This window comes from Nocardia sp. NPDC088792, from assembly GCF_044750615.1.
In the GTDB taxonomy this organism is placed as follows: domain Bacteria; phylum Actinomycetota; class Actinomycetes; order Mycobacteriales; family Mycobacteriaceae; genus Nocardia.
In genome coordinates, this window is record NZ_JBIVKC010000004.1 from 402,075 (window position 1) to 414,292 (window position 12,218).

Sequence of the window (12,218 nt, forward strand, 5' to 3'; positions counted from 1 at the left end):
CGATCCGTGACTGACAAGACGACAGCCGAGGTCGGCCTCACCCGCCGGATGCTGAGCAAGGTTCCCGAGGTCACGGTGTGGTTCTGGATCATCAAGATCCTGTGCACCACCGTGGGCGAGAGCTTCGCCGACTGGATCAACAGCTCACTGGGAGTCGGTCTGAGCGGCACCGCGCTGCTGTTCACGGCGATACTCGCCGCGACGCTGGGCTGGCAGCTGCGGCTGAATCGGTACGTGCCGTTCGTGTACTGGCTGACCGTCATCGTGGTGAGCGTGAGCGGCACCCTCTACACCGACATCCTGACCGACAACCTCGGTGTGCCACTTGCGTTGAGCACCGGTGTTTTCGCGCTGGCATTGGCGGTCGTGTTCGGGATCTGGTTCGTCCGCGAGCGCACCTTGTCGATCCACAGCATCACCACCTTGCCTCGTGAATTGTTCTACTGGCTGGCGGTTCTGGTCACCTTCGCCCTGGGTACCGCCGCCGGCGACTGGACGTTGCAGCTGACCGGCTGGGGACCGGGCACCTCGGTGCTGTTGCCGGCCGGACTGATCGCCGCGGTCGTGCTCGGCCGGCGTGGCGGCGCCAATGCCGTGCTGTCGTTCTGGCTCGCCTACATCCTGACCCGACCGCTGGGCGCCAACCTCGGTGACTGGTTCGCCTCCTCGTCCGCCGATCACGGTCTGGGCCTCGGCACCGCGCTGACCAGCATCATCTTCCTCATCGCGATTCTGGCGGTGGTCGTCTACCTCACCGGTACGCGCAGGGACGTCGTCGATGAGCAGCGTCCGTCGCACATATCCACTGCCGCCGACCCGAAGCGCGAGCGCCTCATGCTCGGCTACTACGCGGTCGTCGCGATCCTGGCCGGGGCACTGCTGGTTTGGGCCGCCAACCAGCCGCACGCCGATTCGAACAGTGACGAGGAAACAGCGACCACGTCGGCCGCAGCGGCCGGACCGGGAGGCCCGACGGCCCATTTCCCGGCCGCCGAGGTCGCCAAATTCCGCGTCATCGCCCAGGACACGCTGACCACAGTGCAGGCCGGTCAGCAGAGCGAGGCCGTCACCCGGATCAAGGACCTGGAAACAGCCTGGGATCAGGACCAGGACACGCTGCAACCGATGGACGACGCCGGGTGGAAGGTGCTCGACGCCAGGATCGACGCCGCATTGAAGGCGGTACGCGCCAAGACTCCGGACGCCGCGACCGAATCACGGGCCCTGACAACCCTTCTCACCGCGCTGGGATCGTAGCGCTGGAATATTCAACCAAAGGGTTGACAATCTTGCCGGGCGCTGCAATATTCAACCTTGTGGTTGAGAATTCATCGCAGCAGCTGGATGCCATCTTCCACGCGCTGGCGGACCCCACCCGCCGGGCCATGCTGCGCATGCTCGCCGGCGGTGAACTGTCGGTGAGCGAGCTGGCCGCACCGTTCCCGGTGTCGCTGGCGGCGGCGTCGAAGCACATCAAGACGCTCGAACGCGCGGGCATGATCCGCCGATTCGTCCACGGCCGCACGCACACCTGTGCACTGGACGCCGCGCCACTGCGCGACGGTGTCGCGTGGCTGCGCTACTACGAGCGGTTCTGGAACGAGCGGCTCGACGCACTCGAAGCGGCCCTGGCCGACGACGACCTGGACAAGGAACAGCCTTGAGCGACAACGAATACTGCGCCCTGACCACCCCGGACACCGTGCGCATCGAACGCGAGCTGCCCGGGCCCATCGAGCGGGTCTGGGCCTTCCTGACCGAACCGGAGAAGCGCAAGACCTGGCAGGCGGGCGGCACCTTCGATCCGCGCGTCGGTGGTGCCGTGAACCATGTTTTCCGCAATGCCGAACTCACCGGGGAACCCCGCGGCCCCGTCGACGAGTACTTGATCGACAGCACGATATTGGCGTGGGAGCCACCGCGATTGCTGTCCCACACCTGGGAGGACGGCTCGGTGGTGACGTTCGAGTTGACGCCCGTCGGCGACCGGGTCCGGTTGGTCGTCACCCATCGCCGGATCGCCGATCGGAACGGTCTCCTCAATTACAGCGCGGGCTGGCATGCACACCTCGACCTGCTCGCCGACCGCCTGGCGGGACGCACACCACCGCATTTCGACGACACCATGACAGATCTGCGCCTTCGATACGCGGCGCGACTCAACGGAGAACGTGAAACACCTTAGGAGACAACGACAATGCGCCAACTCATCGCAGCTTTCAAGATATCGGCAGATGGCAGGATCGAAGGCTCAGAGGGCTACGCCGACTGGGTCGACGGCTGGTCGGACGACTACGGCCTGACCGCACAGGTGGACGCCTGCGTTCTCGGCGGCCGCATGTACCCCGGCTACGAGCAGTACTGGACACAGATCCAGAACCATCCGGACGAGGTACATCCGCAAAGCGGCAGCGTGCCAACAGCTTCCGAGGTCGAATGGGCAAAAACCATGACGGCCCTGCCGCACTACGTGGTCTCGAAATCGCTCACCTCGACCGAATGGCCCGATACGAAATTCCTGCGCGGTCTCGATGATGTCGAGGCCCTCAAACACGAAGAGGGCAAAGACATCTACCTCATGGGCGGCGCCCGCATCACCGCCGCCGCCGTAGATGCCGGACTGGTCGACGAATTGCGGCTGATCGTCTACCCGCTGATCGCGGGCGAAGGCACCACCTTGTTCGCGACATCCACGCAGCGCCGCCCACTCGAGCTACGCAGTTCCGAGCGATGGCCGGACGGCCGCCTCAGCCTGGTGTACCGCGTCGCCCGCGCCTGACGTCGACAAGGTCGACAGGTAGGCGAACACCGGGCCCAGGAAGTTCATCGCCACCACCGCCACCCAGGCGGCCAGCACATTGCCGTGCTCGAAGCCGAAACCGCCGAAGAAGGTGGCGAAGTAGGAGGCGAATCCGAAGAACATGCCCGGGATCAGCGAGAAGACCGGGATGCGGCCGGTGTACATGAGAGCGGTGTTGACCACCAGGATTATCAATGCGAGGACCGTGTCCTGCGCGACGCGCGAGGAACCCAGCACGGTCCCGATATGCTGGTCGGCGACCACGATCACCATGGCGAAAGTGGAGCCGACAGGCATTGCGGCCCAAAGTTTCCGGGCCACCGCCAGCGAGGGCCCACCGGCCAGGAATGTCCCGGCCCAGCCGATGAAGATGGCCCACGGCGGGAGGTTGAGCGCGGTGCCGCCGATGAAGGCCGTCAGGCCGGCCAGGACGGAGGCGACGATCTCGTGGGGTATGCGGTCACGCATGGGTGAGTACTCCGGTCTCGAAGGTGTTCGGGCGCACCAGTTCCCGGGTGCGGCTGGTGCGGGCGACGATGCGGCCGCGTTTGATCACGTAGCAGCGGTCGGGCCGATCCAGCAGGACGTCGGCGACGCGGCGGGTGGACAGCACCACCAGATCCGCGGTGGCGCCGGGCCGGAGGCCGTACGCGTCGTGCAGGCCGACCACGCGGGCGGCGTTGCCGGTGACCATGTCCAGTACGCGGGCCAGGTCGGCGTCACCGGACAGGTGGCTGGTCTGGGCCAGGAACAGGCCGATATCGAGCAGGTCGGCATTGCCGTACGGGGTGAAGGCGTTGCGAACATTGTTGGAGGAGAAGGCGGTCAGCACGCCGGCTTCCCACAGTTCGCGGATCGGGGCGATGCCGCGGCGGGTGTTGACGGTGTCGGTGCGGCCGCCCAGATGCATATCGGTCGCCGGTAGCGGAACCACCGCGACGCCGGCGGCGGCCAGCCGGGTCATGGTCGCGTGCCGTTCGGCGGCCGGGCGGCCGGCCAGAGAACTCATGTGGCCCAGGCTGACCCGGCCGTGCATGCCGGTGCGTGCGGTCACCTCCGCGATCCGGTCGGCCAGTGCGAATCGGGGATCGGTGGCGTCGTCGGCCAGGTCGGCGTGCATGTCGACCGGTACGCCGAATTCCGCGGCCAGCTCGAAGACCAGATCGATGTGCCGGTGGCAGTCGGTGAGATCGGCCTCGTTGTAGCAGCAGCCGCCGACCACGTCGGCGCCGCGGGACAGGGCCTCGCGCAACAACTCCAGCGTGCCCGGCGCCTTGAGGATGCCCTCCTGCGGGAAGGCCACGATCTGCAGGTCGAGCAGGTCGCGGTATTCCTCGCGGAGTTCGAGCAGCACCTCGACACCCAGCAGGCCCACGATCGGATCGACATCGGGGTGGGCGCGCACGACGGTGGTGCCGTTGCCGATCGCCATATCGAGCAGTTGCCGGGCGCGGCCGAGTACCGCTTCACGGGTGAAGCCGCGCTTGAGTTCACCGGTGACCGCGATGGCTCCGGCCAGCGTGCCGTCCGGGTTGGGGCGCTCGCGGTCGAGCAGCGCCTTGTCCACGTGCAGGTGGGATTCGATCAGGCCGGGAATGACAACTCTTCCGGCACAGTCGATTTCGGTATCTCCGGTGCCGGCGAGCGCGGGGGCGATCGCGGTGATGACGCCGTCGGAGACGGCGATGTCGACCGTTCCGCTGTCGTCGTCGACGCGGGCGGTGCGGAGCACGAGATCCGCCATGGGTACCTCCGAGGGGAGAGCAGGAACCCGTTTTGTATACGAACCGCGTGTTGCCATCTCCCACCGCGACTTTGTCCGCGATGTTACGAACTGCTCGCAGCACCCTCGAAATGTTTGCTACGGCAGCGATATGCGCTGAAGAAGTGAGCAGCAACGCTGCCTACCACTAGAATTGCGCTCGACGGTCGATGAATTCGCGAATAGTCAGCAAACACAGCCTGCGGGCGGCGAGTTCGTATACGACTAGGATTCGGCAGCGCCGCGCAGCCGGTACGCCGAAGCCGCCCGGGAGATGTGCTCGGCCACGATGCGACCGGCCAGCTCCGGATCCCCGGCTTCTACGGCGGCACAGATCTTTTCGTGCTCGGCCCAGGAATCCGGGCCGCGCCGCGGCAGCTCCACCGCGTACACCCAGGCGATCTTCTGGCTGAGCTGAGTGATCTGCTGCAGCAGTACGGCACTGCCGGACGCCTCGGCCAGCACCTCGTGAAAACGGCTGTTCAGCCGTGCCAGCTCGGCGAAGCGCCGATCGGTCAGCGCGTCCAGACCCAAGCGCACCAGTTCCTTGAGCCGCCCCACCTGTTCCGGCGTGCGGCGCTCGGCGGCGCGACGGGCGCACAGCGGCTCCAGCAACGCCCGGATCTCGAGCAGGTCGGCGGCCTCGGACTCGGTCAACTCGGCGACGAACACGCCAACATAGGGGCGTGACCACACGAAACCCTCGGCTTCCAAGGTGCGCAAGGCTTCTCGCACCGGCACCCGCGATACCCCGTAGCGTTCGGCCAGCGCCTCCTCGGTCAGCCGCTGCCCCGGCGGCAGCGTGCGCCGGATGATGTCGTCCCGGACGGCCCGGCACAGTTGCTGCGGCGACAGCCGCCCGGTGGCACTGGTCACACTGACTTCCTTTGCGCGGCCGCTGAAGTGGCGGGCCCGGCCCGGCAGTGGTTGTATACGACCACCTTCCACACCGATCCGGGATGCTCGATGAATCTACTACAACCCAGCTCCGGCACCATCTCCGGCGATGTATACCTCGACGCCGATCCGGACCGCGTCAGCTGGGGCCTGTTGCCCAATGCCCTCGCGAAACCCGTGCTCACGGTTATCTCGGGCACCGTCGTGTGCGTGGACACCATCAGTCACGAGGGCATCCTCGAGGATCAGGGCCGTGATCCGGCGAACTTCTTCGCCGCGGCCGGGATCAGCGAAATCCTTTCCGACACAGCCGCCGTCGCGGCGACGGTCGCTCACGATCCGGTGCGGCAGGGCCCGCATGTGATCACCGGGCCGATCGCGATCTCCGGTGCGCGGCCCGGTGACGTGCTCGAGGTGGAGGTGCTCGAACTGCGCCGCCGCACCGACTACGGAGTGATCAGCAATCGGCACGGCAAGGGCGCGCTGGCCGGCGAATTCCCGCGGCCGCCCGCCGGGCACGATCCGGCGCTGCCGGTGCCCCCGGTCTGCACGGTGGCCACGGTCGACGACGACCGCGGCGTCATCAGCCTGGGCGACGGCCGCGCGATTCGCTTCCCGCTCAATCTGTTTCTCGGCATCATGGGCGTCGCGGCGGGCACCGAACAGCCGGTGCACTCGGTGCCGCCCGGACCGCACGGCGGCAATCTGGATATCCGGATGCTGGGCGTCGGCGCACGACTGTTCCTGCCGGTGCAGGTGCCCGGCGCGTTGTTCTACACCGGCGATCCGCATTTCGCGATGGGCGACGGCGAGGTGGCCCTGACCGCCTTCGAGGCGCCGCTGCGCGCCACGCTCCGGCTGACCGTGCACAATGATGCCCGGATGCGTTCGCTGGCAAGCACATTGGCCACGCCGTTCGCCGAGACCGCCGCCGATCACCTGGTGGTCGGACTGGATCCGGACCTCGATATCGCCGTGCAGCAGGCCACGCGTAATGCGCTGGCTTTCTTGGCCGAGCGCTACGCGGTGCCCGCGCCGCTCGCACTGGCCTATCTGTCCGCTGCGGCAGATTTCCGTATTTCGCAGGTGGTGGACCAGGTCAAGGGTGTGCACTGCTGCCTGCGCAAGAGTGATCTGGAGGGGCTGTGAACGGGTTCGTCTCCTGGCTGCCGGTCACCGATGCTCCCGCCGGGCTGCGGCTGGCGGTCAAGGATGTCGTCGATGTCGCGGGTATGCCGACCGGCGCGGGCAATCCGCGCTGGCTGGCCACCCATCCGATCCCGGAGCAGGACGCGGTCGCGGTGCAGCGGCTGCGCCGGGAGTTCACCGTGGTCGGCAAGACCCACACCGACGAATTGGCGTACAGCCTGACCGGCACCAATGCGCATTACGGCACGCCGGTCAATCCCGTAGCCCCGGACCGGATGCCGGGCGGTTCGTCGAGCGGCACCGCGACCGTGGTGGCCGCCGGACTGGCCGATCTGGGCCTGGGCACCGACACCGCCGGTTCCATCCGGGTGCCCGCCTCCTACACCGGTCTCTACGGCCTGCGGCCCAGCCATTCTCGCGCGCCGCGCACCGGAATCGTTCCGCTGGCACCGTCGTTCGATGTGCCCGCGCTACTGGCTCGCGATCCGCAGACCCTGCGCGCCGGCGCCCGACTGCTGCTGGACGCCGCCGCGCCCGCCGCGCACCCCCGTACGGTCTGGTGGCCCAGCGATATCCCGGTGGCACCGGACGTGCGAGACCTCTTGCGCGGCACTCTCTCCCGGCTGGTGGGCGCGGGCCTGGAACTGACCACCGCGCCGCTGTTCGACGCCGGTGGCTGGGATCGGATCCGCGCGGCGTTCACCACCGTGCAGGCGGCCGAGGTCTGGGAACAGCACGGCGACTGGATCCGCCGCGAGCGCCCGATCTTCGGCCGCAACGTCTCCGCCCGCCTGCAACTCGCCGCCGAGGTCACCCCCGCGCTCGCCTATGAAGCACGCTCGATACTGCGTGAGGCGGCCGATCGCCTGTCACGCATGCTCGGCGAGGATCGAGTGCTGGCGCTGCCCGCCACTCCCGAACCCGCTCCCCCGCTCGACGATCCGGGCCACGCTCGGGCGGCGGTCGTGCGGCTCACTTGTCTCGCCCCGATCCTGGGCGGCCCGTCCGTGAGTCTGCCAGTAGCGCGCTATCGAGGCCTGCCGCTGGGACTTTCACTCCTGGCCGCGCCCGGAGGCGACGAAACCTTGCTGACGCTGGCCGAATTGCTGAGTGGTCACGGCTGAGTGGCCGGGGACGGCAGACCGGGTGCGGCGTGTTGCACATCAGAAACGAGACTGGTCGGTTTAGATAGCGCTCGATGGCGAATTCCTGGCAGGAGGTTGCGGTGGGCTCGTCCGGACCGGCGCGCATCGGTCGATCGACCGCTCCGATGGCGCTGATCGTCATGGCGTGCGCGCTGACAGCAGCCCCGCCCGCACCGGTATCCGCGGCTCCGCTCGATGCAGGGGGCACATTCCTGGCCACGAACATGCGAGACGCGGGCGCACGGGTAGCGCTGGAGACCGGGCGCTTCGTCCTCGACGGCGCTACCGGGGCGGTCGATGTCGTCGATCGGGCGGGCCGGGTCACCGAACGGCTGGTACCGACAATCCTCGTCGACGGCCAGGTCCGGAACATGAAGTTCACCATCGGAAATACCGGTAGGGAGTTGTCGGTCCAGGTCGCCGGCGGGCTGTCCGCGGGCTCGCAGATCGCGGCCACCCTCTCCGAGAAAGTAGGAATCGCCGCGCAGGCTTGTTTCGAGAAGGGCCTGCCCGCCGCGATCCTGCCCGGCATTCTCGCCGCCCTCGCCGGCGGCCTGATGGCCCTGCCGTCCGGCCCGGCGGGCATCGTGACCGCCGCCGCGCTCGCCGGCCTGGCCGGCGCCTGGACCGGATTCGTCACCGCATGCACCATGGCCGCTCAGGAGAGCTGGGAGAACACCACTGCGACACAGGTCCACCGGCTCCACCAACTCACGCCCTGACCGCCGGATATCGGACTTCGATTGCGCGGCAGCGTCAATAGATCATCCGATTCGTAGCCTTTCGCACTCCGCCGTAGATCCCGCGCCGCACGATGAGCGGCTGCAGTAACGACCAGGCCGGAATCCGGAAGGATCGGCCGCCCGGGGTGGCCGTCAGCAGCCCGGTGTCACCCAGACCTGCCACCAGCACACGTCGGCGGTTCATGCGATGACGGTACCTAGAACACGTTCTCCTTTGCGCCGCAATCGTGATCAGGATGGGACCGGACAGAGTCCAGCCGTCGCCGGTCCCGCCATAGCCTGGAACGCGTGCCCGAACAGCGAATCGTCAGCGACCAGCGTCCTCCCGTAGTCGTGCGGATCGCAGGAGCGTTGGTGGCAATGGAAGGACTGGCCGGGGCGGCCGCGGCGGTGATACCGGTGGCCGGGATCTCCACCGCGGAGGGCCCGGACCCGGTCTCCGCCGGGGCGACGCTGTTGGTGCTGTTGTCGCTCGCCGCCGCGGTGGCGTCGTTCGGGGTTGCCTTGTATCGGGGACGCTGGTGGCCACGCACGCTGACGATCATCGTGCAGATCCTGCTGCTCGCATATGCGTGGATGTCGTTCACCCAGGGCGCGGTGGTGACCGGCGCCGTCGTCGGCGTGACCGCGGCCACCGTTCTCGCACTGACCTTTTCACCACCGGCAAGCCGCTGGATGGCGAAAGCCTTCGATCTGTCGACGCTGCCCTCCGAGCCGCCTCGCCGGCGCGGGTGGTTCGCCTCCTCGAATGCCTCCTGATCGCGTCAGACAGCCAGCAACTGCTTGCCCAGCCGCCAGCGCGGGGGAATCACGCCCTCGGTGCGGAACATTCGCAGCAGCGTCACCGCGGCGTGATGGTGGGTCGGGCTGACGGGGATGCCGACACCGGCCAATTCCCGTGGCAGCGGCCGGCTGGGATGCGGGATACCCCTCGCCCGCATGCCCAAGGTGCAGGCATCCAGCAGTCCGGACGTGGAATTCAGCAGCGCGACAACGTTTTCCGATGCCATTCCCAGTGAGTCGAGCACGGTCCGGTGCAGGTCGATCGGCGTGTGGCGCTCGGCGAAGTCGCCGACGACAATGCTGGACACCGGCTCGAACAGCCCCGGCATGAGGTCGGTGAGCACCGCCGCGTACCTGGCCGGCGCCGTGGTGGCCACGACCACGGGCACATGCGCGGCGACGGCGTGTACCAGCGCTTCGGCCCCCGGCACCGGCTCGAGGGTATCCGCCCGCTCCAGGACGTAGTCGGTAGCCGACTCGTGCACCGCGACTTCATCTCCGGTCGCCGCGCTGTCTCGCCGTGCGGCCCGCCAGAGGTCGGTCGATTCGATCAAGGTTCCGTCGAGATCCATCACCACTGCGGCGATCACGCATACCTCCAACAGTCGTCAATCAGGACAAATCACCCACAAGCCTAGCCAAGCCGGCGGCACACCAGCGGCAAATATCGAAGCAACAGCAGGTCAGACAGTTGAAATCGCACCCAACCGAAATGGTACAGCCGCAGCTGCGAGCACCGAAGTGATCCGCGCGCACCTCACTGCAGGACAAGTCACCTCAACAGGCCAATGGTGTTGGCGCACAGCTCGATCCGTACCAGTGGACCTTACTGAACACCGGTCTTACGGTCGACCTGCTCCGGCTTCCGATCGGGGAATGGAGAGGGTTCGAGGTGCGCGGGACCGAACCGGAATCGGAGCGTCACGGTTTCATAACGGAGCGAGAGGGGTAACCCCCCGCCATGACGGTGATGCAGTGCGAAGAAATGGTGCTACCGCTGTCCGGTCTGCGAGTCGAGTGGCGGCCCACCGATGAACACTTCCGGATCTCCCCGTCCGACGACGCCGCGGAAGCGATCGCAGGCACCCAGCCGTGGCGAACATGGCTGGGCCACAACGCAATGGCCGTAGGAGCCTCCGGAGTGCTCCCCCGGGACCCCGAGACGACATGGTGGGCGGTCTGGGGCGAATACACCGGCAGCGACGTACAGATCACCTTGGACGACCGGACTCGTCCACGCGTCGAGGTCTTCGGTAACCTCTGGATCAGCGAAGGCCGCGGACCCGAACGTGAAGCCACGGTAGAGACCGCGGGACGCCGAGCAGAGATCAAGTTCGCCCCGGCCGCTTCCCTCTCCCAACGGAGGGCGGGCCGCTTCGCCGACAGCAGTACCGGAACCTCGAGCTACATCGAGACACCGGCAGCATTTCACGAATCCTGAACGCCCGCACACCCATTGGTCAGGGCAGGCGGGTTGCTCGGACGGTCAGCCGGCGTTGACTTGTGCGGTCATCTGGAGAAGTTCCTCGACGTGGTAGATCTCGGTGATCTCGTCGTCGACGACTCGCACGATGTCGGTGCCGTTGAACCGCACCGGTTTTCCGCTGGCCGCCAATCCGAAGGCGTCCCCGGTATGGGTGGCGGTCATCTGCCAGTGGTTGACCACCCAGCCGCCGGGCAACTCCTGCTGGAACCAGATCCGATGCTGGGTGCCGGTGAATCCGTCACGGACCTGACCGATCAAATATCTCATCCCCTCGATGGCGGTGGCGACGCCCGGCACCGGGTTGTGGTCGATGACATCGAGGGCGAAGACCTCGTCGACGCCGGCGACATCGCCGGTGTCGTAGAGCTGGTAGTTGCGGCTCGCCACCCGCAAGGCCGTACTGGTGGCGCTGCGGACCTTCTCCGCGGCCGTGTCGGCCCGCAGGTTCGAAGTCTCGGCGGTAGCGGTCATTGTTCCTCCTCGGATGAGCCGATTGGGCGTACAACCGCTATAGTTCCCTCAAGGAACCAGTTACCTCAAATGAACTATTGGAGGAATCGTGAGTGAGGTCGATCACCTCCTACCGGAATGCCCGATCGCCCGGTTCCTGACCGTGCTCGACGGACCCTGGGCCACCCTTATCGTCCGGGAACTGCTGACCGGCCCGAAACGCTTCACCCAACTGCGCGCGGCCCTGCCCGGAATCAGCCCCAAGACCCTGTCCGCCCGACTGCAGCGTTTCCAGCAGACCGGGCTGGTGACACGCACCGCCTATGCCGAAATCCCGCCTCGCGTGGAATACGAACTCACCCCCGCAGGCCGGCGACTGGACGTCGTACTGGCGACAATGGCCGACTGGGCCGAACGTGACCTCCCGAGAACGAGGCCACCTGGTCCGCTTGCAGACGATCTCGCAACGCCACAGTCAGATCCCAGCACCACGGGTGCGACTGCAGTGCCCGCTCTGCCAAATGATCCGTCTCACCCGGCCGCCCAGCAGGGCTCTGCAATGCGGTCAACAACGCGAGAATGACAGCAATCCGCTCGTCCACATCCCAGGACTCGACGAGCGCCTGCCGAATCGCGCCCCGCAACACGGCTTTCCCGGCACAATCGAGCGTCGGCCGATCCCACCCGGAGAACACACCGAACCGCCGCGCCGGCATCACACAAATCCGATTCCGCTCCGCAAGCCGCCGCAGCACCGCATCGACCTGCCTGCGGCGACGCCGCGCAGCACCGAACCCCTCGCAGCCGAACAAATCCTGCACGCCGATATCGGCAACACACTCTGCCTCGTCGAGCCGCAGCGCCACATCGACAGCCAAGGCCGCGTGACCGCGCTCAACGAGCAGCTCACCCCCGCCATCATCGAGCAGCAGCCACAGCAGATCATCAGCAATCGAAATCATGGCATCCAGACTGCGAAAAACCCACTGAGAACACGCTGAGA

At 67.0% G+C, this 12,218-nt stretch carries 17 protein-coding genes; 11 read left to right on the top strand and 6 right to left on the bottom strand.

Translation table 11 applies throughout. From position 1 onward, the window contains the following. Positions 1-48: 48 nt before the first annotated feature. The 4 genes from ACIP5Y_RS28400 to ACIP5Y_RS28415 are packed head-to-tail and all read left to right on the top strand — an operon-like array spanning position 49 to position 2,779. On the top strand, positions 49-1,257 hold the full coding sequence (locus ACIP5Y_RS28400; protein WP_400355844.1) for a hypothetical protein: 1,209 nt from the start codon (positions 49-51) through the stop codon (positions 1,255-1,257). Between the two features lie 59 nt (positions 1,258-1,316). Then, entirely contained in the window at positions 1,317-1,664 is a 348-nt protein-coding gene (locus tag ACIP5Y_RS28405) for an ArsR/SmtB family transcription factor (RefSeq protein WP_400354567.1), read from the top strand. Further along, the gene (locus ACIP5Y_RS28410) at positions 1,661-2,185 is read left to right on the top strand and encodes an SRPBCC family protein (protein ID WP_400354568.1); all 525 of its coding nucleotides are present in this window, start codon (positions 1,661-1,663) and stop codon (positions 2,183-2,185) included. The genes ACIP5Y_RS28405 and ACIP5Y_RS28410 overlap by 4 nt, the downstream gene beginning before the upstream one ends. 12 nt (positions 2,186-2,197) lie before the next feature. Further along, the gene (locus ACIP5Y_RS28415; RefSeq protein ID WP_400354570.1) at positions 2,198-2,779 is read left to right on the top strand and encodes a dihydrofolate reductase family protein; all 582 of its coding nucleotides are present in this window, start codon (positions 2,198-2,200) and stop codon (positions 2,777-2,779) included. Here ACIP5Y_RS28415 and ACIP5Y_RS28420 read toward each other — a convergent pair. From ACIP5Y_RS28420 to ACIP5Y_RS28430, 3 genes are all read right to left on the bottom strand, one after another. Then, positions 2,714-3,268: a DUF1097 domain-containing protein gene (locus tag ACIP5Y_RS28420; RefSeq protein ID WP_400354572.1), complete on the bottom strand. Its 555-nt coding sequence runs from the start codon at positions 3,266-3,268 to the stop codon at positions 2,714-2,716. The two genes, ACIP5Y_RS28415 and ACIP5Y_RS28420, sit on opposite strands and share 66 nt — an antisense overlap. Then, positions 3,261-4,544 (bottom strand): amidohydrolase family protein, encoded by a 1,284-nt coding sequence (locus ACIP5Y_RS28425; RefSeq protein ID WP_400354573.1) that lies wholly within the window; start codon positions 4,542-4,544, stop codon positions 3,261-3,263. The genes ACIP5Y_RS28420 and ACIP5Y_RS28425 overlap by 8 nt, the downstream gene beginning before the upstream one ends. 243 nt (positions 4,545-4,787) lie before the next feature. Next, a complete protein-coding gene (locus ACIP5Y_RS28430; protein WP_400354575.1) occupies positions 4,788-5,438 on the bottom strand; it encodes a GntR family transcriptional regulator in 651 nt (216 codons plus the stop codon). A 90-nt stretch (positions 5,439-5,528) separates the two neighbouring features. On the opposite strand from ACIP5Y_RS28430, the gene ACIP5Y_RS28435 reads away from it, so the two are divergent. The 3 genes from ACIP5Y_RS28435 (at position 5,529) to ACIP5Y_RS28445 (ending at position 8,475) form a co-directional block, all read left to right on the top strand. Continuing rightward, positions 5,529-6,608 carry an acetamidase/formamidase family protein gene (locus tag ACIP5Y_RS28435; RefSeq protein WP_400354577.1) on the top strand — a complete coding sequence of 360 codons (1,080 nt, stop codon included), beginning with the start codon at positions 5,529-5,531 and terminating at the stop codon, positions 6,606-6,608. Continuing rightward, on the top strand, positions 6,605-7,732 hold the full coding sequence (locus ACIP5Y_RS28440; RefSeq protein ID WP_400354579.1) for an amidase family protein: 1,128 nt from the start codon (positions 6,605-6,607) through the stop codon (positions 7,730-7,732). Before ACIP5Y_RS28435 ends, ACIP5Y_RS28440 begins: the two co-directional genes overlap by 4 nt. 74 nt (positions 7,733-7,806) lie before the next feature. After that, positions 7,807-8,475 (top strand): hypothetical protein, encoded by a 669-nt coding sequence (locus tag ACIP5Y_RS28445; protein ID WP_400354581.1) that lies wholly within the window; start codon positions 7,807-7,809, stop codon positions 8,473-8,475. 34 nt (positions 8,476-8,509) lie between these two features. On the opposite strand, the gene ACIP5Y_RS28450 is transcribed toward ACIP5Y_RS28445, so the two are convergent. Next, positions 8,510-8,680 carry a hypothetical protein gene (locus ACIP5Y_RS28450; protein WP_400354582.1) on the bottom strand — a complete coding sequence of 57 codons (171 nt, stop codon included), beginning with the start codon at positions 8,678-8,680 and terminating at the stop codon, positions 8,510-8,512. Between the two features lie 104 nt (positions 8,681-8,784). Here ACIP5Y_RS28450 and ACIP5Y_RS28455 point away from each other — a divergent pair, with 104 nt between their 5' ends. Then, complete coding sequence (locus ACIP5Y_RS28455) at positions 8,785-9,255, top strand: hypothetical protein (RefSeq protein WP_400354584.1); 471 nt, start codon at positions 8,785-8,787, stop codon at positions 9,253-9,255. Positions 9,256-9,260: 5 nt separating this feature from the next. Here the strand turns inward: ACIP5Y_RS28455 and ACIP5Y_RS28460 are convergent, their stop codons facing one another. Further along, positions 9,261-9,869 carry a hypothetical protein gene (locus ACIP5Y_RS28460; RefSeq protein ID WP_400354585.1) on the bottom strand — a complete coding sequence of 203 codons (609 nt, stop codon included), beginning with the start codon at positions 9,867-9,869 and terminating at the stop codon, positions 9,261-9,263. 371 nt (positions 9,870-10,240) lie between these two features. Between ACIP5Y_RS28460 and ACIP5Y_RS28465 the strand changes: the two genes are divergently transcribed. Beyond that, positions 10,241-10,720 carry a hypothetical protein gene (locus ACIP5Y_RS28465; RefSeq protein WP_400354587.1) on the top strand — a complete coding sequence of 160 codons (480 nt, stop codon included), beginning with the start codon at positions 10,241-10,243 and terminating at the stop codon, positions 10,718-10,720. A gap of 45 nt (positions 10,721-10,765) precedes the next feature. Here ACIP5Y_RS28465 and ACIP5Y_RS28470 read toward each other — a convergent pair whose 3' ends face one another. After that, on the bottom strand, positions 10,766-11,236 hold the full coding sequence (locus ACIP5Y_RS28470) for an ester cyclase (RefSeq protein ID WP_400354589.1): 471 nt from the start codon (positions 11,234-11,236) through the stop codon (positions 10,766-10,768). A gap of 88 nt (positions 11,237-11,324) precedes the next feature. Between ACIP5Y_RS28470 and ACIP5Y_RS28475 the strand changes: the two genes are divergently transcribed. Beyond that, the gene (locus ACIP5Y_RS28475; RefSeq protein WP_400354591.1) at positions 11,325-11,798 is read left to right on the top strand and encodes a winged helix-turn-helix transcriptional regulator; all 474 of its coding nucleotides are present in this window, start codon (positions 11,325-11,327) and stop codon (positions 11,796-11,798) included. Then, on the top strand, positions 11,737-12,216 hold the full coding sequence (locus tag ACIP5Y_RS28480; protein WP_400354593.1) for a hypothetical protein: 480 nt from the start codon (positions 11,737-11,739) through the stop codon (positions 12,214-12,216). The genes ACIP5Y_RS28475 and ACIP5Y_RS28480 overlap by 62 nt, the downstream gene beginning before the upstream one ends. Positions 12,217-12,218 lie beyond the last annotated feature (2 nt).